This is a genomic window from Kitasatospora sp. NPDC057692 (assembly GCF_042799475.1).
Lineage (GTDB): Bacteria > Actinomycetota > Actinomycetes > Streptomycetales > Streptomycetaceae > Kitasatospora.
This window is the reverse complement of sequence record NZ_JBHVIV010000002.1, coordinates 21,500-41,954: the sequence shown is the minus strand read 5'-3', so window position 1 is coordinate 41,954 and position 20,455 is coordinate 21,500. Positions and strand designations below refer to the sequence as shown.

Below are 20,455 nucleotides of genomic sequence, written 5' to 3'. Positions count from 1 at the left end.
AATTCACCGCTCCCTGCGTGCCGGCCCGCTGGCCGGGCGCGCTGTGGTTCGTCGTCGTGGCAGCACCCGGGCCAGCTGCTTCCTGATCCGGGAGTTCTTGCTCCGGGCGGCCAGGGCCGCCTTCGCGCCCGAGCTGCTGCGTGCCAGGCAGAGCAGCACCCCGATCGCGGACATGGCCGACAGCATGGCGGAACCGCCGTAGGAGAACAGCGGGAGCGGGACGCCCGCGATGGGCAGCAGTCCCAGCGCCGACCCCAGGTTGATCATGGCCTGCGCCATGATCCACGTGGTGGCGGCTCCCGCGGCGTACCTGACGAAGGGATCCTTCGTGCCGATGGCCACACGGATACCCGCGTAGCCTAGTGCCGCGAAGAGACCGATCACCGACAGCGTCCCCACCAGACCCAGTTCCTCGCCGGTGGTGGCGAAGATGAAGTCGGTGTGCGCCTCCGGGAGCTGGCCCCACTTCTCCACGCCGGCGCCGAGTCCGGAGCCGAACAGACCGCCGAGGCCGAACGAGTAGACGCCGTGCAGCGCCTGGAAGCAGGCGCCGGCCGGGTCGAGCTTGGTCACGCCGATGCAGGAGAGCCGCTCGGCGCGGTGCGGGACGGTGACCACCAGGGCGGTGCAGACCACGACGGCCACGCCCAGGGTGGCGACGAACAGCCGCAGCGGCGCGCCGACCATCCAGAGCAGGCCGAACAGCATCGCCACCAGGATCATCGTGGTGCCCATGTCGCCGCCGAGCATGATCAGCGCGAGCAGCAGCAGGGTGCCCGGCACCAGCGGGACCAGCAGGTGCTTCCACTGGTCCAGCGTGCCGGTCTTGTGCTTGCGGGCCAGCAGGTCGGCGCCCCAGAGCACCAGGGCGAGCTTGGCGAACTCCGACGGCTGGAACTGGAACACGCCGAAATCCAGCCAGTTCCGGTTGCCGTTGACCTCCATGCCGATGCCCGGGATCGCGACCAGCACCATGGCGCCGATCACCGCGAACATCACCGGGTAGACGATCACCCGCAGCACGGCCACCGGCACCAGGGCGAAGCCCAGCAGCAGCGCGAAGCCGAGCACCACCGCGAGCAGCTGCTTGTAGAAGTAGAACTGGGTCGAGCGGTGCTGGCCGAGCGCGAGGATCTGCGAGGCCGAGAAGACCATCATCAGCCCGAGCACGACCAGCAGCAGCGCCGTGCCGGCGATCAGCAGGTAGGGCGTGAGCGGCCGGTCCAGGGCGTACCGCGCGCGGGCCCGGAAGGCCTGCAGACGGGCCACCGGGCCGGCCGACTTGTAGGCGGTGGTGGTGGCCGAGATCACCCGGAAGGGATCGACCGGGCGGCCCTTCTCCGGCACGCCCGAACCGCCCGCCCTGCCGCTCCCGGCCACGCTCCGCTCCCCATCTCGTCCCTCAGGCCGGAGCCCGTCCACGTCCCTACCGGTCCGCCAGCTCCCGGACGGCCGCGGCGAACAGGTCGCCGCGCTCGCCGTAGTTGGTGAACATGTCCATCGAGGCGCAGGCCGGTGCCAGCAGCACCGTGTCACCCGTTCGGGCGAGCGACGCGGCCGCACGGACCACCTCGGTCATCGCCACCGCGCCAGTCTGGCCCTCGGCCGCCTCGATCACCGGGACATCCGGCGCGTGTCGCGCCAGCGCCTCGCGGATCAGCGCGCGGTCCTCGCCGATCAGCACGGCGGCCCGCAGCCGCTCGGCCGCGCCCTGGACCAGGTCGTCGAAGGTCGCGCCCTTGGCCAGGCCGCCGGCGATCCAGACGATCGGCCGGTACGCGGCGAGCGAGGCCGCGGCGGCGTGGGTGTTGGTCGCCTTGGAGTCGTCGACGTACGTGACGCCGTCGACCACCGCGACCTCGGCGATCCGGTGCGCGTCCGGGCGGAAGGCCCGCAGGCCCTCCCGGACGGCCTTCGGCTCCACCCCGTAGGCCCGGGCCAGCGCCGCGGCCGCGAGGGCGTTGGCGATGTTGTGCGGAGCCGGCGGGTTGACGTCCTCGACCGCGCCGAGTTCGGCGGCGTTCTTGGCCCGGTCGGCCACGAAGGCCCGGTCCACCAGCAGGCCCTCGACCACGCCGAAGTTCGACGGGCCGGGCGCGCCGAGGCCGAAACCGATCGCCCGGCAGCCTTCCTCGACGTCCGCCTCGCGGACCAGTGCCTCGGTGGCCGGGTCGGCCAGGTTGTAGACGCAGGCGACGACGTTGCCCTCGTAGATCCGGCCCTTGTCGGCGGCGTACGCCTCCATCGAGCCGTGCCAGTCGAGGTGGTCGGGCGCCAGGTTGAGCACGGCCGCCGCGTACGGGCGCAGCGAGGGCGCCCAGTGCAGCTGGTAGCTGGAGAGCTCGACGGCGAGCACGTCGTAGGGCTCCTCGGCGAGCACCCCGTCCAGCACCGAGACCCCGACGTTGCCGACGGCGGCGGTGCGCCGGCCGGCGGCGGTGAGGATCGAGGCGAGCATCTGGACGGTGGTGGTCTTGCCGTTGGTGCCGGTGACGGCCAGCCAGGGGGCGGGCTCGCCGGTGGCGGGCAGCGGCCTGCGCAGCCGCCAGGCCAGCTCGACGTCGCCCCAGACCTCGACACCGGCCTCGGCGGCCGCGGCGAACAGCGGGCTGCTCGGCGGCCAGCCGGGCGAGGTGACGACCAGCCGGGTGCCCTCGGGCAGGGTGGCGCCGTCGCCGAGGCGGACGGTGACGCCCTGCGCCTCCAGCTCGGCGGCGCGGGCCTTCAGGCCCTCGCCGGAGCCGCCGTCCACGACGGTGACCTGCGCGCCGAGGCCGTGCAGGACCCGGGCGGCGCTGATGCCGGAGACGCCCAGCCCGGCGACGGCGACCGGGAGCCCGGCCCAGTCCGGGCCGGTCGGTTCGGCGACGGTCATCCGGTCACCCATCCCGCGTAGAAGAGGCCGAGGCCGACGGCCACGCACAGGCCCTGGATGATCCAGAACCGGACCACGACCAGGACCTCGCTCCAGCCCTTGAGTTCGAAGTGGTGCTGCAGCGGGGCCATCTTGAACACGCGCTTGCCGGTCATCCGGAACGAGCCGACCTGGATGATCACCGAGAGGGTGATGATCACGAAGAGGCCGCCCAGCAGGACGAGCAGGATCTCGGTGCGCGAGCAGATCGCCAGACCGGCCAGCGCGCCGCCGAGGGCCAGCGAGCCGGTGTCGCCCATGAAGATCTTGGCGGGCGAGGTGTTCCACCACAGGAAGCCGAAGCAGGAGCCCATCAGGGCGGCCGCGACCACCGCGAGGTCCAGCGGATCGCGGACGTCGTAGCAGTTCGAGGTGGCCGAGGCCACGTAGGCGCAGCTCTGGCCGTACTCCCAGACGCCGATGAAGGTGTAGGCGCCGAAGGCCATCACCGAGGCGCCGGTGGCCAGGCCGTCCAGACCGTCCGTCAGGTTGACGCCGTTGGAGGCGGCCGCGATCAGGAAGTACGCGAAGATGACGAACAGCACCGGGCCGATCGCCCACTCGAAGTCCCGGACGAAGGACAGGTGCTCGGAGGCCGGGCGGCGGCCCGCGTTGTCGGGGAACTGCAGGGCCAGGACCGCGAAGGCGAGGCCGACGATCGACTGGCCGGCCAGCTTGGCCTTGGCCCGCAGGCCCAGCGAGCGGCGCTTGACGACCTTGATGTAGTCGTCGAGGAAGCCCACCAGGCCCAGACCGGTGGTCAGGAACAGCACCAGCAGCCCGGAGGCGGTCGGGCTCTCGCGCGTTATCGCCTTGGTGGCGAAGTAGGCGACCAGGGTCGCCAGGATGAACGCGATGCCGCCCATGGTGGGCGTGCCCTTCTTGCTGTGGTGCGCCTTGGGGCCGTCGTCGCGGATGTACTGGCCGTAGCCCTGCCGGGCGAGCAGCTTGATCAGCGCGGGGGTGCCGACCAGCGACAGGATCAGGCCGATCATGCCGGAGAAGAGGATCTGCTTCATTACTCGGCCGCACCGTCCGCGAGGAGGGCCTCGGCCACCTTCTCCAGCCCCACCGAACGGGAGGCCTTCACCAGCACCACATCCCCCGGCCGCAGCTGACTGCGCAGCAGCTCGACCGCCGCGTCCGCGTCGGACACCAGCACCGACTCCTCACCCCACGAACCTTCGTTCCTCGCGCCCAGTTCCATGCAGGCCGCCTCGCGTCCGCCGACCGCCACCAGCTTGGTGACGTCCAGCCGGACGGCGAGCCGCCCGATGGCGTCGTGCTCGGCCAGGCTGTCCTCGCCGAGCTCCCGCATCTCGCCGAGCACCGCCCAGGTGCGGCGGCGCTCCGGGCCGCGCCCCCCCATCGAGATGAGCGCCCGCAGCGCGGCCCGCATCGAGTCGGGGTTCGCGTTGTAGGCGTCGTTGACGACGGTGACACCATCGGCCCGGTCGACGACCTCCATGCGCCAGCGGGACAGCGCACCCGCCTGGCTCAGCGCTTCGGCGGTGTCGTCGACGGTCATCCCGAGCTCCATCGCCACCGCGGCGGCGGCGAGGGCGTTCGAGACGTGGTGCTCACCGTACAGGCGCAGCTGCACGGGTGCGGAACCGGCCGGGGTGCTCAGCGTGAAGGATGGACGTCCGGTGGAGTCCAGGCGAACGTCCTGTGCCCGGACGCCGGCCTCCGCGGACTCGCCGAAGAACACCACCTTCGCCCTGGTCCGCGCGGCCATCGCGCGCACCAGTCGGTCGTCCGCGTTGAGGATCGCCGTGCCGTCGGCGGGCAGCGCCTCGACGAGTTCGCCCTTGGCCTCGGCGATCGCCTCCTGGGAGCCGAACTCGCCGACGTGCGCGGTGCCGACGTTGAGCACCAGGCCGATCCGGGGCGGGGTGATCGAGGTGAGGTACTCGATGTCGCCCTTGTGCCGGGCGCCCATCTCCAGCACCAGGTGTCGGGTGGCGTCCTCGACCCGCAGGGCGGTCATCGGGTGCCCGATCTCGTTGTTGAGCGAGCCGGGCGGGTAGACCGTGTCGCCCAGGCGCTCCAGCAGCTGGGCGATGAGGTCCTTGGTGCTGGTCTTGCCGGCCGAGCCGGTCAGCGCGACCACGGCGGCCTCGGAGCGGCCCACGACGGTGCGGGCCAGCTTGCCGAGGGCGTCCACCACGCTGTCGACCAGGACGACGGGACCGCCGACCGGGCGGGAGGCCAGCACCGCGACGGCGCCGGCCCCGACCGCGGTGGCCGCGTAGTCGTGGCCGTCCACGTGCTCGCCGACGAAGGCCGCGAACAGCCCGCCGGGGCGGACCTTGCGGGAGTCGACCTCGACCGGGGCCGTCACCAGGGCGTCGGGGTCGGCGCCGGACAGGGTTCCCCCGACTGCGGCGGCCACCTCGGCGAGGGTCAGTGCGATCACGACTGCTCTACTCCTCCGGTGCCCCGGGCGGCCGTGGTCCGCGCGATGGATTCGCGCAGCACCTCCCGGTCGTCGAAGGGGCGGATCTCGTCTCGTACGTACTGGCCGAGCTCGTGGCCCTTGCCGGCCACCAGCACGGTGTCGCCGGCCTGGGCGCGGGCGACCGCCAGCTCGATCGCCTCCGCGCGGTCGGGCACGACCAGCACGGCGCCGCGCTCGGCCTCGGGCACCGCGGCGGCGCCGTTCAGCATGCTGGCGAGGATCGCCAGCGGGTCCTCGCTGCGCGGGTTGTCGCTGGTCAGCAGGGCGGTGTCGGCGAGCCGGGCGGCGATGCCGCCCATCGGGGCGCGCTTGTGCGGGTCGCGGTCGCCGCCGCAGCCGACCACCACGTGCAGCCGGCCCTTGGTGACCTCGCGCAGCGAGCCGAGGACGGCCTCCAGGGCGTCCGGCTTGTGCGCGTAGTCGACCACCGCGACGTACGGCTGGCCCGCGTCCACCCGTTCCAGCCGGCCGGGCACGCCGGGGACGGCGGCGACACCGGCCACGGCCCGCTCCAGCGGCAGCCCGGCGGTGGCGAGCACGACGATCGCGGCCAGTGCGTTGGCGACGTTGAACGGCCCGGGCAGCGGCACGGAGGCGTCCGCCTCGGCGCCGTCGGGGCCGAGCACCCGGAAGGTCGAGCCGATCGGGCCGAGCTGGACGTCCACCGCGCGCCAGTCCGCCCCGGGGGCGCCGGTGGCGGAGAAGGTGGCGACCGGGATCTTCGCCTCGGCGGCGAGCCGGCGGCCGTAGGCGTCGTCCAGGTTGACCACGCCGGCGCGGGACTTGCCGGGCTGGAAGAGCCGGGCCTTCGCCTGGAAGTAGTCCTCCATGTCCGGGTGGAAGTCGAGGTGCTCGGGGGTGAGGTTGTTGAACAGCGCGACGTCGTAGGCCACGCCGTCGGTGCGGCCGTAGACCAGGGCGTGGCTGGAGACCTCCATGGTCACCGCGTCGGCGCCGCGCTCGCCCATCACGGCGAGGATCGCGTGCAGGTCGGTGGCCTCGGGGGTGGTCCGCTCGCTCTTGATCCGCTCGTCGCCGACCCGCATCTCGACGGTGCCGATCACACCGGGATGGCGGTCGGCGCCGCGCAGGCCGCCCTCGACCAGGTAGGAGGTGGTGGTCTTGCCGTTGGTGCCGGTGAGCCCGATCATCAGCAGGCGATCGGACGGCCGGTCGTAGACGGCGGCCGCGAGCTCGCCCATCCGGGCCCGGGGCCGGTCGACGACCAGCAGCGGCAGGCCGCTGCCCGCCGCCAGCTCGGCGCCGGCCGGGTCGGTGAGCACCGCGACCGCGCCGGCCTCGGCGGCCTGCCCGGCGAACGAGGCGCCGTGGTGGTTGGCGCCCGGGAACGCCACGTACACGTCGCCGGGGCGGACCTCGCGGGCGTTGTGGGTGACGCCGGTGACCTCGGGCCCCTCGACGGGGTCGAGGCCCAGCAGGCGGGCGACCTCGGCGAGCGGACGGGCGCCGGTCCGGGCGGGGCGGGGCGGGCTCACGGTGATTTGATCGGGTTTCGGCACGGCGGAGAGGCTATCCGCCGAAGGGCGTCCAGGGCCAAACCGGCCCTTTTCCGCACCGGCGGCCGCACCCGCCCGGTCGTTGCTCATGGTCGATCACGGCTTCCACTCGACGGGCAGGTTGGGCGCCTCGCTGCCGCTCGGCGGGACCTGGAGGGTCTTGAGGGTGAACTCCATCACCTGCTTGAAGACCGGGCCGCACAGCTGGCCGCCGAAGTGGCCGTTGACCGGGTCCTGGATCACGCAGGAGACGGTGACCCGGGGCTGGTCGGCCGGGGCGAAGCCGATGAAGGAGGCGGTGTACCCGCGGTAGCCGCCGACCTTCGGGTCCACCCGGTTGGCGGTGCCGGTCTTTCCGGCGACCCGGTAGCCGGGGATCGCGGCCTTGCCGCCGGTGCCCTGCTCGTCGGAGACGACCGACTCCAGCATCTCGGTGAGGGTCTTGGCGGTCTGCTCGCTGACCACCCGGGACTGCTCGGACGCCGGGGCCTGGGTGTACTTGCCGTCCGGCGCGGTGGTGCCCTGGACCACGCTGGGCGCCACCCGGACCCCGCCGTTGGCGATGGTCGAGAACACCGAGGTCGCCTGCAGCGCGTTGACCGACAGGCCCTGGCCGAACGGGATGGTGTACTGCTTGGACGCCTTCCAGTCCTCCGGCTTGTCGAGCAGTCCGGCGGTCTCGCCGGGGAAGCCCAGGCCGGTCTGCTGGCCGATGCCGAACTTCCGCAGGTAGTCGTAGAGCACCTGGTTCGCCTCGGGCTGGGTGGCGCCGAGGGTCTGGGCGGCCTCGATGGTGCCGATGTTGGAGGACTTGGCGAGCACGCCGGCCAGGGTCAGGTACCAGGTCTCGTGCTCGATGTCGTCCTTGAACGCCACGTCGCCGCGGACCAGCGGGTACGGCACGGTGACCTTGGTGTCCCAGGTGGCCTTGCCGGTGTCCAGGACGGCCGCCATGGTCATCAGCTTGGCGGTGGAGCCGGGCTCGTAGGCGTCCTGCAGGGCGGCGTTGCCGAGCTGCGAGTTCTTGGCGGTGCTCAGGTCGTTCGGGTTGAAGCCGGGCGAGGTGGCCATCGCCAGCACCTGCCCGTTCCGCACGTCCTGGACGATCACGTAGCCCTTCTCCGCCCCGGCGTTGGCGACCTGGTCGGTGATGGCGCGCTGGGCCGCCCACTGGATGTCCCGGTTGACGGTCAGCCGCAGGTCGGTGCCGGGCACGGCGGGGTCCAGCGAGCCGCCCGCGGTGGGCACCAGCCGGCCGCCGGCCTGGGCGTAGCTGCTGCGGCCCTCCTTGCCGGCCAGCAGCTTCTGGTACTGCTGCTCCAGCCCGCCGGCGCCCTCGCCCTCGGCGTTGACGAAGCCGACCAGGTTGGCGGCCAGCCCGTCGGACGGGTAGACCCGCTTCTGGGTGTCCCGGTTGAAGACGCCGGCCAGCGGGTTGACGCACTCGTTGTCCACCCGGGTGCGGCCGCCCTCCTCGGCGGGCTTGTTCAGCAGCCGCTTCTGGGCCTGGCAGGCCCGCGAGCCGGCCTGCTTCTCCAGGCCGGACTTGAGGTCGCTGATCTGGTTCTTGACGTCCGGGCTCTGCTGGGCGGCCAGCCGCTTGTAGCGGGACTTGGGGGTGTGCAGGTCGGCGGCGATCTTCTCCTTGGGCACGCCGAGGATCGGCGCCAGCAGCGCGGCGGCCTGTTCCGGGGCGTCGGGCAGGCCGGTCGCCTCGGGGGTGAACATCGCCGGGTCGGCGGTGATGTCGTAGGCGTCGACAGTGGTGGCCAGGGCGACGCCGTCGGAGGACGTTATCGAGCCGCGCTCGGCGGTGATCGGGATGTTCAGGTAGCGGTTGGTGTTGGCGTCGGCGGCCAGCGCGTCGGAGTCCAGCAGCTGGAGCTGGACCAGCCGCCCGGCGAACACCGAGAACACCACCGAGAGCGCGATGGTGATCACCCGCAGGCGGCGGCGCGGATCGGCCAGCCGGATCCCCCGGGGGGCGGGGCGGCGGGCCGGCGGGCGGCGCTGCGGGCGCGGCCGCGGGACCGGCGGGCGGCCGTCGGAGCGGCGCTGCTGCGGAGCGCCCGCGGGGCGGGGCCGGACGCCCTGTCCCTTGGCGGCCGGCGGCTTGGCGGCCGGCTGCTTGGCGGCCTGCGGCTTGGGGCTCTGCGACCTGGGCGTCTGTGCCTTGGGGGCCTGCGCCTTGGGGGCCTGTGCCTTCGGGTTCGGCGCCTTGGGGCTCTGGGCGCGGCCGGCGGACTGTCCGCGCGGGGCGTCCGGACGCGGCGCGGCGCCCTTGACGGGCCGGCGCCCGCCGCTACCGCCGCCGGAGGGCTGACGGGGCGTGCTCATCGGCCGGCACCCCCGCTCGCGTGCGGCGACGGCTTCGCCGTGCCCGGGTTGACCTGGACGGTGACGTCGCCGCCCGTCGCCGGGCCGGTCGGCGGGACCGCGGCGGGCGGCGGGGCGGCCGGGGCCGTCGCCGCCGGGGTCGGCTGACCGCTCGGCTGGGCGCCCGGCGCGGGCAGCGTCCCGGGCCACGGTTCCGCGGTGGACCGTTTCACCGGCGGGCTGTCCTGGGCCGCCTTGGGCGTGCCGACCACCGCGCCGCCGTTCGGCACGTCGAGGAAGGCCATCCCGCCGCCGGGCACCATGCCCAGCTCGGCGGCCCGGCGGGCCAGCGCGTCCGGCGCGGAGTTCTGGTCGATCTGGTGCTGCAGCCCCTGCTGCTCGTCGGTCAGCACCGTGGTCTGCCGCTGCAGCCGGGACAGCTCGAAGGAGCCCTCGTTGAGCGCGGTGTTCAGCGCCAGCAGTCCGAGCAGCCCGGCCCCGAGCAACAGCACCACCAGCACCGCGAACGGCGTACGCCCCCGCACCGGCCGACCAGGGCGCACGGTGATCCGCGCCCTGCCGCTCTGTCCGGGGAGCACCCGGACCCCCGCCCCGCCTCCGGCCACCGGCCCCACCACTTCGTTCCTCCGCCCTTCGGACCGCCCCGGTGCCGGTCAGCCCCGGGTGCTTCGGTCCCTGATCCTCTCCGCCACCCGCAGCCGCACGGGCGCGGCGCGCCGGTTCTCCTCGATCTCCTCCTCCGTGGCCAACTCGGCACCGCGGGTGATCAGCTTCAGCCAGGGCTGGTGCTCCTCGGGGACGAACGGCAGCCCCGGCGGAGCGGTGCTGGTGGCCCCGGCCGCGAAGTACTGCTTGACCAGGCGGTCCTCCAGCGACTGGTAGGACATCACGGCGATCCGCCCGCCGAGCGCCAGGACGTCCAGCGCCCCGGGGATCGCCCGGTCCAGGACCTCCAGCTCGCCGTTGACCTCGATCCGCAGCGCCTGGAACGTCCGCTTGGCCGGGTTCCCGCCGGTCCGGCGGGTGGCGGCCGGGATGGCGTTGCGCACCAGATCGACCAGACGCGCGCTGGTGGTGAACGGTTCCTTCTCCCGCTCCCGGAGGATGACCGAGGCGATCTTGCCGGCGAACCGCTCCTCGCCGTACACCTTGAGGATCCGGGCCAGCTGGCCGTGGCTGTAGGTGTTCAGCACCTCGGCCGCGCTGATCCCCCGGGTCTGGTCCATCCGCATGTCCAGCGGCGCGTCCTGGGCGTAGGCGAAGCCGCGGTCGGCCTCGTCCAGCTGCATCGAGGAGACGCCGAGGTCGAAGAGGATGCCGTCGGCCTTCGGGACGTCGAGGCGCTCCAGCACCTCGGGGATCTCGTCGTAGACGGCGTGCACCAGGGTGGCCCGGTCGCCGAAGGGGGCCAGCCGCTCGCCGGAGAGCTTCAGCGCCGCCGGGTCGCGGTCCACCGCGATCAGCCGGACGTCCGGGAACTGGGTGAGCAGGGCCTCGCTGTGGCCGCCGAGGCCGAGGGTGGCGTCCACCACCACCGCGCCGGGCCGCGAGATCGCCGGGGCCAGCGCGTCCATGCACCGCTGCAGCATCACCGGGACGTGCTTGGGTGCCGGATCGTTGGTGGTCATGCGCTGTGGCGCCCTTCCTCGGTGCGAAAGCCGCCCGACGTCCGGGGAGCTCCGACCATTCTGTCCCACCACGCGGCGGAGCCGTCGCACGGGCCGGGCCGCGCGGCCCGTGGTCCCCGCCCGCTCAAGGGGAAGGTCGTGTCCGCCCGGCGCCGGGGAAGGTGCGCCAGGTGGCACGGAGAGCGGGTGGAGGCCACGGGCCGCGTCGGTCACCGCACGGCCGGAAAGGCCCGGTTGACGGGCCCCGGCGGGTGTGCTCCACTGCGCCGCAACTCTATCGCGCACGCCCCGTCAGTCAATGGCCCGCTCCGGCGCACCACCCGGGCGGCGGTACGGATCTCCGCAGGTCGGGACGGTGCTGGTGGCACATGCCAGAGGCCTGGCCGGGCCACCCGGACGGCGGACTCCCGCCCGCCCCGGCGTTGTGGGGACGCCCTCGGTCACAGGCGTCCGCTCTGTCGCAATCAGCCCCACCGCGAACACGGAAATCGCACTAACGTCTTCACCATGACAGTGACTCCCGACCGGCCCACGCCGACCGCCGCTGCCGACCCCACCCCGACCATCATCGACCGCTTCGTCGCGGCCAACCGCGCGTACGCGCTGACCTTCCGCGACGGCGGCATGGACGCCCGCCCGGTCCAGCGGATCGCCGTGGTGGCCTGCATGGACGCCCGTCTCGACCTGTTCGCCGCGCTCGGCCTGGAACTCGGCGACGCCCACGTCATCCGCAACGCGGGCGGCGTGGTCACCGACGACACCATCCGCTCCCTCACCATCAGCCAGCGCGCCCTCGGCACTCGCTCGATCGCGCTGATCCACCACACCGGCTGCGGCCTGCTCGGCCTCACCGAGGACTTCCGCCGCGAGCTGGAGCTGGAGGTCGGCCAGCGTCCGCAGTGGGCGGTCGAGGCCTTCGTCGACCTGGACGGCGACGTCCGCCAGTCCATGCAGCGGGTCCGCACCTCGCCCTTCCTGCTCCACACCGACGACGTGCGCGGCTTCGTGTTCGACGTCCACACCGGCCTGCTGCGCGAGATCGGCTGATCCCCCGCCGCCCGACCGGCCCGGCCGACGCCGTCCGGGCCCGCCGGGTGCCCCCGGCCCCCTCCCCCGACCTGGGCGGCCCTTCCAAGTGGTGACTTCTGACGCCCGCAGGGGGGAGAATGCGCCTGCCGGTCTGACCTCGAACCACCTGGGGCGGCCAGCCGCAGGCCGTACCCCGGCACCGGCTCCCGCACGCGGAACCGCTCCCGGAGGGGCCGCGTCCAGCATGGGGTGGGGCCGGGCTCGGACGGAGCCGGTCGTGGTGTGCCAGGGAGCGAACGGGTGACGAGCTACAGCGATCAGGCCGGTCTCAACGGTCGTGCGGGGGGCGGCCAGGAGGCACCGGGCTACAGCCCGGTCGGTCTGCCGGAACTCGCCGCCGTCGTCGACCGGGTCCGGGCCAACATCGAGAACGTGATCGAGGGCAAGCCGGAAGCCGTCCGGATCGCCCTGACCGTGCTGCTCGCCGAGGGCCACCTGCTGCTGGAGGACGTGCCCGGCGTCGGCAAGACGATGCTCGCCAAGGCGCTCGCCCGGTCCGTCGACTGCACCGTGCGGCGCATCCAGTTCACCCCCGACCTGCTGCCCTCGGACGTCACCGGCACCAACATCTTCGACCAGCAGCAGCGCGACTTCGAGTTCCGCCCCGGCGCGATCTTCGCCCAGATCGTGGTCGGCGACGAGATCAACCGCGCCTCGCCGAAGACCCAGTCCGCGCTGCTGGAGTCGATGGAGGAGCGCCAGGTCACCATCGACGGCACCAGCTACGAGCTGCCCTCGCCGTTCATGGTGGTCGCCACCCAGAACCCGGTCGAGATGGAGGGCACCTACCCCCTCCCGGAGGCCCAGCGGGACCGCTTCATGGCCCGGATCTCGATGGGCTACCCCAGCCCCGAGGCCGAGTTCGCCATGCTCGACGTGCACGCCGGCGCCAGCCCGCTGGACGACCTCCAGCCGGTCGCGCACGCCGCCGACATCCTCAAGCTGGTCGAGCTGGTCCGCACCGTGCACGTCGCCGACCCGGTCCGCCGCTATGCCGTCGACCTGGTCGCCGCCACCCGCAGCAGCCACGAGCTGCGGCTCGGCGCCTCGCCGCGCGCCACCCTGCACCTGGTCCGGGCCGCCCGCGCCGCCGCTGCCCTGGACGGGCGCGACTACGTCACCCCGGACGACATCCAGCGCCTCGCCGTCCCGGTGCTCGCCCACCGCCTGATGCCGACCGCCGAGACCCAGCTCAGCCGCCGCACCTCCGAGCAGATCGTCGCCGACCTGGTCGCCCGCCTGCCGCTGCCGCGCCCGCAGCAGGGCGGCAGCGCCGTCCGGAGGGGCTGAGGTGGGCCCGTCCGACGAACCGTCGGGCCTGCGCGCCGGCCTGCGCGGCCTCACCACCCGGGGGCGGTCCTTCCTCGCCGCCGGGCTGACCGCGGTGGTCTGCGCGTACCTGCTCGGCCAGGACGCGCTGCTGCGCGTCGGCGTGCTGCTCGCCGTACTGCCGCTGGCCGCCGTGCTGCTGCTGGCCAACACCCGCTACCGGGTCGCCAGCGGACGCCGGCTCACCCCGCACCGGGCGGTGGCCGGCCAGGAGGCCCGGGTGCACCTGCGGGTGGACAACGTCTCACGGGTCCCCACCGGCCTGCTGCTCCTGGAGGACAAGGTCCCGTACGTGCTCGGACCGCGCCCGCGGTTCGTGCTGGACCGGGTCGAGCCGCGCGGCCACCGCGAGGTCTCCTACCGGGTCCGCTCCGACCTGCGCGGCCGCTACCCGCTCGGCCCGCTCCAGTTGCGGCTCTCCGACCCGTTCGGAATGTGCGAGCTGAACCGCTCGTTCGCCGCCTCCGACGTGCTCACCGTCGTCCCGCAGGTGCTGGCGCTGCCCTACGTGCGGCTCAGCGGCGAGTGGGCCGGGCAGGGCGAGAGCCACACCCGGGCCCTCGCGCTGGCCGGCGACGACGACGTCATCCTGCGCGAGTACCGGGCCGGCGACGACCTGCGCCGGGTGCACTGGAAGTCCACCGCCCGCTACGGCGAACTGATGGTCCGCCGCGAGGAGCAGCCCCGCAGGGCCCGCGCCACCGTCCTGCTGGACACCCGGGAGACCGGCCACCGGGGCAGCGGCCCGGCCTCCTCCTTCGAATGGGCCGTCAGCTGCGCCGCCTCCGTCGCCGCGCACCTGCTGGAGCGCGGCTACCAGACCCGTCTGCTCACCGACACCGGCCACGCCGTCCCCAGCACCGACGGCGACGGCGGGCACAGCGCCGCCGACACCTCCGGTGTCATCCTGGACGCGCTCGCGGTCGTCGACCTCTCCGACGGGGCCGGGCTCTCCCGCGCCGAGGAGCCGCTGCGGGCCGGCGGCGAGGGCCTGCTGGTGGCCGTCCTCGGCGAACTCGACGAGGAGCAGACCGCCCGGCTCGCCCGGCTGCGCGGCCGCACCGGCGGCGCCGTCGTCTTCCTGCTCGACACCGGCACCTGGGCCGGCCTGCGGATGCTCGCCCCCGACACCGGCGGCGAGGAGTTCCGCGACCGGGCGCGCCGGCTGCGCGAGGCCGGCTGGACGGTGCTCACCGTCCGCGCCGGCGACTCCGTCCCCGAGCTGTGGCGGGCCGCCGACCGGGCCGAGTCGCCCGCCCCCTACCGAGAAGAGGCCGGCGCGTGACCACCCGGGCCAAACTGACCGTGTACTCGGCGCTGGCCACCCTCATGGCCGCGCTCTGCCTGACCCCGCTGCTGACCACCAAGGGCTGGATCGTCAACGCCGCCCTGGTGGTGGCGGTCATCGCCGCGGTCGGCGCCGGACTGCGGCGCACGCCGTTCTACCGGTGGACCGTCCCGATCGGCCAGCTGCTGGTGCTGTTCGTCCTGCTGCTGCTGGGCTTCGCCTCCTCCGCGGCGGTCTTCGGCGGCGTCGTGCCCGGCTCCGAGTCGGTCCACACCCTCGGCCGGATCCTCGGCCAGGGGTTCAACGACGTCCGCGACTACGCCATCCCGGCCCCGCCCAACCCCGGCCTGCGGCTGATCCTGGTCGGCGCGGTCGGCGTGATCGCCGTCGCGGTGGACACCCTCGCGGTCACCTACCGCCGCTCGGCCCTGGCCGGGCTGCCGCTGCTCGCGCTCTACTCGGTCGGCAACGGCCTGGCCGGCAACCAGGGCAGCTGGCTCTGGTTCGCCACCGCCGCCACCGGCTACCTGGTGCTGCTGTTCGCCGAGGGCCAGGACCGGGTCTCCCGCTGGGGCCGGATCTTCCGCGGCGCCGACCGGGGCGCCGAACGCGGCGAGGGCAGCGGCCTGGGCGCGCTCGGCCAGAACGGCCGCCAGGTCGGCGTGGTGGCCCTCGCGATCGCCCTGCTGCTGCCGGCCTTCCTGCCGCGCTGGGGCTCCGGCCTGCTGCACACCGGCTCCGGAACGGCCTCCGGCCGCGGCGCCGCGGGCGTCAGCAGCCTCGACCCGCTGGTCGCCCTGACCGGGACGCTCCCCAGCCCGCGCAACGTCGAACTGTTCACCTACGCGTCGGAGGGCCCGTCCGCCGACGCCACGTATCTGCGCACCGGCGCGCTGGACGCCTTCGACGGCACCACCTGGAAGCGCAGCACGCTGACCACGGTCCCGTTCACCGGCTCCCTGCCCGCCCCCGAGGGCCTGGGCCCGTTCGACACCCGCGAGGCCAGGACCGACGTGATCATCGGCAACCGGCTGGACGAGGCCTGGCTGCCGATGCCCTACCCGGCGCGGAACGTCGCCCTGCGCGACAACGGCGCCTGGCAGCTCGACGAGGCCACCGCCAGCCTGATCCCCGCCAAGGAGAAGGCGATCAAGGGCCTCAAGTACACGGTCACCGGGCTGGAGGTCCAGCCCACCGCGAGCGCCCTGCGTACCGCGCCGGCCGCGCCCGAGCGGATCCGCCAGCGGTACCTCGCCGTGCCGCCCGCTCTGCCCGAGGTGGTCCGGAAGACCGCGTTCGAGAAGACGAAGAACGCGAAGAACGCGTACGACAAGATGGAGGCGCTGCGCGCCTGGTTCACCGGCCCGGACTTCACGTACGACGTCACCACCAGGACCGACAGCGGCAGCGACGCGATGGCGGACTTCCTCGACCGCCGCCGCGGCTTCTGCGTCCACTTCGCCTCCACCATGGCGGTGATGGCCCGCATCCTGGACGTCCCCTCCCGGGTCGCGCTCGGCTTCACCCCCGGCAACACCAAGGGCGGAAACGTCTACTCGGTGACCGACTCGATGTACCACGCCTGGCCCGAGCTGTACTTCGAGGGCTACGGCTGGCTGCGCTTCGAGCCCACCCCGACCCGCGGCATCCAGCCCGACTACTCGGACCCGGTCTCCTCGCCGGCCACCCAGCCGAGCACCGCGCCGACCTCGCAGCCGCAGACCACCGCGCCGGTCCAGGTGCCGTCCGCCAACCCCGACTGCGACGCCAAGCTGCGCCGGACCGGCGACTGCGGCGACAGGCGCGACACCGCGGCGGGCGCCCACGAAGGGTTCAGGCTGCCCTCCGGCAAGGCCCTGGCCGGCCTGGTCGTCGGGGTGCTGCTGTTCGTCCTGCTGCTGGTGCCGATGGCCTGGCGCGCCCTGCTGCGCCGGCGCCGGCTCGGCGCGGGCGGGCGGCGCCGCCCCGGCGGACCGGGTCCGGGCGGGCTCACCGACGCCCAGGTGCTGGCCGCCTGGGACGAGCTGATCGACTCCGCCTGGGACCTCGGCATCCCGCCGGACGAGTCGCGCACCCCGCGCGCCGCCGCCCGCCGGATCGCCGAGACCGGTGAGCTGGACGAGGCCTCGGCGGCCGCCGCCGGCCGGGTCGCGCTGGCCACCGAGCGGGTGCTCTACGCCCGCTCCGCGCAGATCGGCGAGCCGCTGGCGGCGGACGTCCGGACCGCCCGGGACGGTCTGCGGGCCCGGCTCGGACGGCGGGAGCGGATCCGGGCGGTGCTGCTGCCGCCCTCCTCCGCCCAGCTGCGGTGGCGCGTCTCGGACGCGCTGCTCACCGCCCGGCTGGCGACGGGCGCCGCGGTGGGGCGGGCGGTGGGAGCGGTCACCGGACCGGTCCGCCGGGTGCTGACCCGGCGCCGCCCCCGCGGCGGGGGCGACGGCGACCCGGCGTCCTGACGGCGCCCGGACACGACGAGGGCGGGCAGTCGGTCGACTGCCCGCCCTCGTCGTGTCCGTACCGTCCGCCGGTACCGGCGGTGAGGCCTCAGAACCCGCCGGTCTGCTCGTCCCGGCGACGCTGCCAGCGCTGTTCGACCCGGTCCATCATCCCGGCCTTGCGGCGGGGGGCGGCGGCCGCGCCGCCGGACTGCTGCGCCTGGCCGGCGGGCCCACGGCGCCAGCCGGTCACGGCGAAGACGGCGCACCCGAGCATCACCAGGAAGCCGACCACACTGACCCAGATCTGGTCGACGACCATGCCGCCCATCAGCAGGCCGATACCGACCACGAAGCCGCCGACGGCCAGATAGACCCGTCGACGGGTGTAGGTGCGCAGACCGGTTCCCTCGAGCGCCGACGCGAATTTGGGATCTTCGGCATACAGCGCTCGCTCCATCTGGTCGAGCAGTCGCTGCTCGTGCTCCGAGAGCGGCACGGAGTCCTCCTACTCGTCGGTCGCGGGTGCGACCGGTCCGCCGCCCCGGTCGGGGTGGCAAGTCCAATCAGCCTTCAGAACGCGCGGTCGGACGCCTGTGCGGGGGCCCGGGCCCGTGTCGTCCATATGCCCCGAGCATCCGGCGGTCATGCTTTCCGGCTTTACCCAGATCATACGGTCCACGGGCCCTTCGCGGAGTGGTCGACCACGCGTGGGCCCGGCCACTTCGGCGGCTCCTCACCGCACCCTCCTCAACGCGGAGGGGGGCGGACAAGTGCCCGAGCCGTTGGAATCGGCCCGGACCTGGGGAGATCCCCGGGAGAAGGCCGGGAAACGGGCGGGGGACGCACCGAGGATCCGCCGGCGAACGGAGGGAAGTCCGTCGGCGAACGGCGGTGGGCCGCCCGGTCAGCCCAGGGTGGCCAGCAGGTGGAGCTGGGTCGCCACGGCGTGGAAGGCCGGCTGCCCGGCGGCGGCCTCCTCCAGCTTCAACAGCGCGTCCAGCGCGCCCGGCTCGGTGTCCACCAGGACGCCCGGCACCAGATCGGCGAAGACCCGCACGCCGTGCACCGACTCCACCCGCAGTCCGGCGCCGGACGCCAGCCGGTCCAGCTCCTCGCCGGTGAAGCGGCGCGGCATCGGGTCGCTCGCGCCCCAGCGGCCGTCGGCGGCGCTCAGCACCGCGCGGGCGTCGTCGAAGTGTCCGCCGAGCGCGCGGGCGAGCACGGCGCCGTTGCGGTTGGCGGCCAGCAGGCTCACGAAGCCGCCCCGGCGCAGGGTGCCGGCCAGGCTGCCGAGCGCCTCGGCCGGGTCGTCGACGACCTCCAGCACGCCGTGGCAGAGCACCGCGTCGACGGTGCCGGGCGCGACCAGCTCGGGGAGCGTCTGGGTGTCGCCCTGCACGGCGCGGACCAGATCGGTCACGCCGGCCTCGGCGGCCCGCCGCTCCAGCGCGAACAGCGCGTCCGGGCTCGGGTCGACCACGGTGACGCGGTGGCCCAGCCGGGCCACCGGCACGGCGAAGTTGCCGGTGCCGCCGCCGGTGTCGACCACGTCGAGCACCGGCTGGTCCAGCTCGGCCACCCGCTTCTCCAGGGCGGCGCGCACCACCTCCCACACCACGGCGGTACGCAGGGCGCTGCGGGGACGCGTCGGGTACAAGGCGAGGCTCCTCGGACGTGCAGTGTCGATCAGGTTGCCTCCACCTTAGGCCCTCCCCTTTCCTCACCCGGCCTCGCGCACCTCCTCCTGCCGCCCGTCCACGCCGTCCAGCGGCAGCCGCGGGGCGGGCGGGGCGGCGTGCAGGCCGAGCAGGCGCTCGACCAGGCGGAGGAACAGGGCCGAGTTGCGGATCAGGTCGTCCGCGTCCCGGACCGAGGCCGAGCCCCGGATGCCCGCCTCGGCTGCCGCCCGGCGGCGCGCGCCCGCCGCGAAGTACGGAGCCCACTCGGCGAGTTCGGGCGCCACCTCGGGCAGTACCTCCCAGGCGCTGCGGATCGCCCGGCGCCGGCGCTCGCTCTTCTCCGGGCGCCCGCGCACGGCGAGCACCGCCGCGACGGTGCGCAGCGCCGCGAGGTGCGCGGCGGCGTACCGCTCCAGCGGGTCCTCCAGGGTGCGGGCCCGGGCGAGCGTGCGGTGGGCCTCGGCGAGCAGGTCGAGCGCGGCGGGCGGGGCGCCGGCGCGGAGCAGCACCGGGTGCACGTCGGCACCGGCGGACGGCCGGTGGGCGGAGGAGCGCGGCGCACTCCCCGGTCGGTAGGCGGCGGAGTGGAGGCGGGCGGTGACGGGCTCCGGGTGGCTGATGCTCATAGTCTCCCCCGTTCCGAGGCAGCGCGCGGGCCGGGTGGCCCGTGCCCCTCCATGGTGAACGGCACCACTGACAATCGGGGAGGCCGCTGCTCCCGCCCGCCGGGCCGCCGAAGCGCCGTCCCCCCACGAACGGCGCTCCGGCACGCCCCGGTTCCCCCCGGGCGCCGGCTCCCCCGTGGCCCGCACCGCCGCCCCGTGCCGGCGGTGCGCGGCCTCCGGCCGGCTCCGGTGCGGACGGGCCCGTGCGCTCGCGCCGGCCGTCCGCTCCTCCGGGGCGGGGCGCCCGACGCGCCGCCGTCCCGGTGCCACCACTGTGGCGTCTTCGCAGGTCGGAGGCCATCCGCGCAGATACTCAATCGGTGATCTGAGTATCCGTACTCAGACCGTCCGGGCGGCGCGGACGGGAACCGGCGGCGCCGTCGTCGGCGTCGGTCCCGGTACGGTACGGCGAGCCGGGCCGACTCCGGCGGGGACTGCGAGCAGGAACGGACGGGGAAACGGATGACGATCGTCCCGCTGATCTTCACCAGCGGACTGGCGAGCGGGATCAACGCCTACGCGGTGGTCCTGCTGCTCGGCCTGCTGGGCCGGTTCGCCGGGGCCGACTCGGTGCCGCCTGCCCTGGAGCGCACCGATGTGCTGCTCGCGGCCGCCGCGCTGTTCCTGCTGGAGGCGGTGGCCGACAAGATCCCCTACGTGGACAGCGTCTGGGACGTCGCCCACACGGTGATCCGGCCGGTCGCCGGTGCCACCGTCGGCGCACTGATCGCCTCCACCGACCCCGGCTCGCTGGGCGAGGTCGCCGCGGGCGCGATGGGCGGCACGACGGCGCTGGTCAGCCATCTGGTGAAGGCCTCGCTGCGGATGGCGGTCAACACCTCGCCCGAGCCGGCCAGCAACATCGCGGTCTCGCTGGCCGAGGACGTCTCGGTGGCCGGGCTGATCACACTGGCGATCTTCCACCCGTGGCTGGCCGCCTCGATCGCCACCGTCCTGCTGCTGATCGGCATCCTGCTGGTGTGGTTCGCGATCAACCGGATCCGCGCCTTCCGCGCCCGGCGGCGCGAACGCCGGGCCGCCCGGGCCGCCGGGACGGCGGGCGGGCAGCCCGTGGCCGGGGGATCCGTCCCGCGGACCTAGGATCGGAGG

The 20,455-nt window shown here is 74.3% G+C and carries 16 protein-coding genes; 5 read left to right on the top strand and 11 right to left on the bottom strand.

Annotated elements, in window-relative coordinates:
- Positions 1-3: 3 nt before the first annotated feature.
- From ftsW to rsmH, 8 genes are all read right to left on the bottom strand, one after another.
- On the bottom strand, positions 4-1,380 hold the full coding sequence (ftsW, locus tag ACFVFS_RS01300; RefSeq protein ID WP_380618798.1) for a putative lipid II flippase FtsW: 1,377 nt from the start codon (positions 1,378-1,380) through the stop codon (positions 4-6).
- Between the two features lie 46 nt (positions 1,381-1,426).
- The gene (gene murD, locus ACFVFS_RS01295; RefSeq protein ID WP_380618796.1) at positions 1,427-2,875 is read right to left on the bottom strand and encodes a UDP-N-acetylmuramoyl-L-alanine--D-glutamate ligase; all 1,449 of its coding nucleotides are present in this window, start codon (positions 2,873-2,875) and stop codon (positions 1,427-1,429) included.
- Positions 2,872-3,933: a phospho-N-acetylmuramoyl-pentapeptide-transferase gene (gene mraY, locus ACFVFS_RS01290; RefSeq protein WP_380618794.1), complete on the bottom strand. Its 1,062-nt coding sequence runs from the start codon at positions 3,931-3,933 to the stop codon at positions 2,872-2,874. Before mraY ends, murD begins: the two co-directional genes overlap by 4 nt.
- A complete protein-coding gene (gene murF / locus ACFVFS_RS01285; protein ID WP_380618792.1) occupies positions 3,933-5,333 on the bottom strand; it encodes a UDP-N-acetylmuramoyl-tripeptide--D-alanyl-D-alanine ligase in 1,401 nt (466 codons plus the stop codon). Before murF ends, mraY begins: the two co-directional genes overlap by 1 nt.
- A complete protein-coding gene (locus ACFVFS_RS01280) occupies positions 5,330-6,982 on the bottom strand; it encodes a UDP-N-acetylmuramoyl-L-alanyl-D-glutamate--2,6-diaminopimelate ligase (RefSeq protein WP_380618790.1) in 1,653 nt (550 codons plus the stop codon). The genes murF and ACFVFS_RS01280 overlap by 4 nt, the downstream gene beginning before the upstream one ends.
- 6 nt (positions 6,983-6,988) lie before the next feature.
- Positions 6,989-9,229, bottom strand: coding sequence for a penicillin-binding transpeptidase domain-containing protein (locus tag ACFVFS_RS01275; protein WP_380618788.1), 2,241 nt, complete (start codon positions 9,227-9,229; stop codon positions 6,989-6,991).
- The gene (locus tag ACFVFS_RS01270) at positions 9,226-9,753 is read right to left on the bottom strand and encodes a hypothetical protein (RefSeq protein WP_380618786.1); all 528 of its coding nucleotides are present in this window, start codon (positions 9,751-9,753) and stop codon (positions 9,226-9,228) included. The genes ACFVFS_RS01275 and ACFVFS_RS01270 overlap by 4 nt, the downstream gene beginning before the upstream one ends.
- A gap of 129 nt (positions 9,754-9,882) precedes the next feature.
- Positions 9,883-10,857, bottom strand: a complete 975-nt coding sequence (rsmH, locus tag ACFVFS_RS01265) for a 16S rRNA (cytosine(1402)-N(4))-methyltransferase RsmH (RefSeq protein ID WP_380618784.1) — start codon at positions 10,855-10,857, stop codon at positions 9,883-9,885.
- Between the two features lie 507 nt (positions 10,858-11,364).
- On the opposite strand from rsmH, the gene ACFVFS_RS01260 reads away from it, so the two are divergent.
- From ACFVFS_RS01260 to ACFVFS_RS01245, 4 genes are all read left to right on the top strand, one after another.
- Positions 11,365-11,904, top strand: coding sequence for a beta-class carbonic anhydrase (locus ACFVFS_RS01260; RefSeq protein WP_380618782.1), 540 nt, complete (start codon positions 11,365-11,367; stop codon positions 11,902-11,904).
- 282 nt (positions 11,905-12,186) lie between these two features.
- Entirely contained in the window at positions 12,187-13,236 is a 1,050-nt protein-coding gene (locus tag ACFVFS_RS01255; RefSeq protein WP_380618780.1) for an AAA family ATPase, read from the top strand.
- A gap of 1 nt (position 13,237) precedes the next feature.
- Positions 13,238-14,560, top strand: a complete 1,323-nt coding sequence (locus ACFVFS_RS01250) for a DUF58 domain-containing protein (protein ID WP_380618778.1) — start codon at positions 13,238-13,240, stop codon at positions 14,558-14,560.
- Entirely contained in the window at positions 14,557-17,019 is a 2,463-nt protein-coding gene (locus ACFVFS_RS01245; RefSeq protein ID WP_380618776.1) for a transglutaminaseTgpA domain-containing protein, read from the top strand. Before ACFVFS_RS01250 ends, ACFVFS_RS01245 begins: the two co-directional genes overlap by 4 nt.
- 88 nt (positions 17,020-17,107) lie before the next feature.
- On the opposite strand, the gene ACFVFS_RS01240 is transcribed toward ACFVFS_RS01245, so the two are convergent.
- The 3 genes from ACFVFS_RS01240 to ACFVFS_RS01230 all read right to left on the bottom strand — a co-directional run bounded on the left by ACFVFS_RS01240 (position 17,108) and on the right by ACFVFS_RS01230 (position 19,306).
- The gene (locus ACFVFS_RS01240) at positions 17,108-17,497 is read right to left on the bottom strand and encodes a DUF3040 domain-containing protein (RefSeq protein WP_380618774.1); all 390 of its coding nucleotides are present in this window, start codon (positions 17,495-17,497) and stop codon (positions 17,108-17,110) included.
- A 408-nt stretch (positions 17,498-17,905) separates the two neighbouring features.
- The gene (locus ACFVFS_RS01235) at positions 17,906-18,658 is read right to left on the bottom strand and encodes a methyltransferase domain-containing protein (protein ID WP_380618772.1); all 753 of its coding nucleotides are present in this window, start codon (positions 18,656-18,658) and stop codon (positions 17,906-17,908) included.
- Between the two features lie 63 nt (positions 18,659-18,721).
- The gene (locus ACFVFS_RS01230) at positions 18,722-19,306 is read right to left on the bottom strand and encodes an SAV_6107 family HEPN domain-containing protein (protein WP_380618770.1); all 585 of its coding nucleotides are present in this window, start codon (positions 19,304-19,306) and stop codon (positions 18,722-18,724) included.
- Between the two features lie 501 nt (positions 19,307-19,807).
- Between ACFVFS_RS01230 and ACFVFS_RS01225 the strand changes: the two genes are divergently transcribed.
- Complete coding sequence (locus ACFVFS_RS01225) at positions 19,808-20,446, top strand: DUF4126 domain-containing protein (protein WP_380618768.1); 639 nt, start codon at positions 19,808-19,810, stop codon at positions 20,444-20,446.
- Positions 20,447-20,455 lie beyond the last annotated feature (9 nt).

Coding starts and splice junctions, on each gene's coding strand:
- rsmH (WP_380618784.1), bottom strand. CDS start 10,857: ATGACCACCAACGATCCGGCACCCAAGCACGTCCCGGTGATGCTGCAG.
- ACFVFS_RS01280 (WP_380618790.1), bottom strand. CDS start 6,982: ATGAGCAACGACCGGGCGGGTGCGGCCGCCGGTGCGGAAAAGGGCCGG.
- ACFVFS_RS01260 (WP_380618782.1), top strand. CDS start 11,365: ATGACAGTGACTCCCGACCGGCCCACGCCGACCGCCGCTGCCGACCCC.
- ACFVFS_RS01230 (WP_380618770.1), bottom strand. CDS start 19,306: ATGAGCATCAGCCACCCGGAGCCCGTCACCGCCCGCCTCCACTCCGCC.
- ACFVFS_RS01225 (WP_380618768.1), top strand. CDS start 19,808: ATGACGATCGTCCCGCTGATCTTCACCAGCGGACTGGCGAGCGGGATC.
- ACFVFS_RS01275 (WP_380618788.1), bottom strand. CDS start 9,229: ATGAGCACGCCCCGTCAGCCCTCCGGCGGCGGTAGCGGCGGGCGCCGG.
- mraY (WP_380618794.1), bottom strand. CDS start 3,933: ATGAAGCAGATCCTCTTCTCCGGCATGATCGGCCTGATCCTGTCGCTG.
- murD (WP_380618796.1), bottom strand. CDS start 2,875: ATGACCGTCGCCGAACCGACCGGCCCGGACTGGGCCGGGCTCCCGGTC.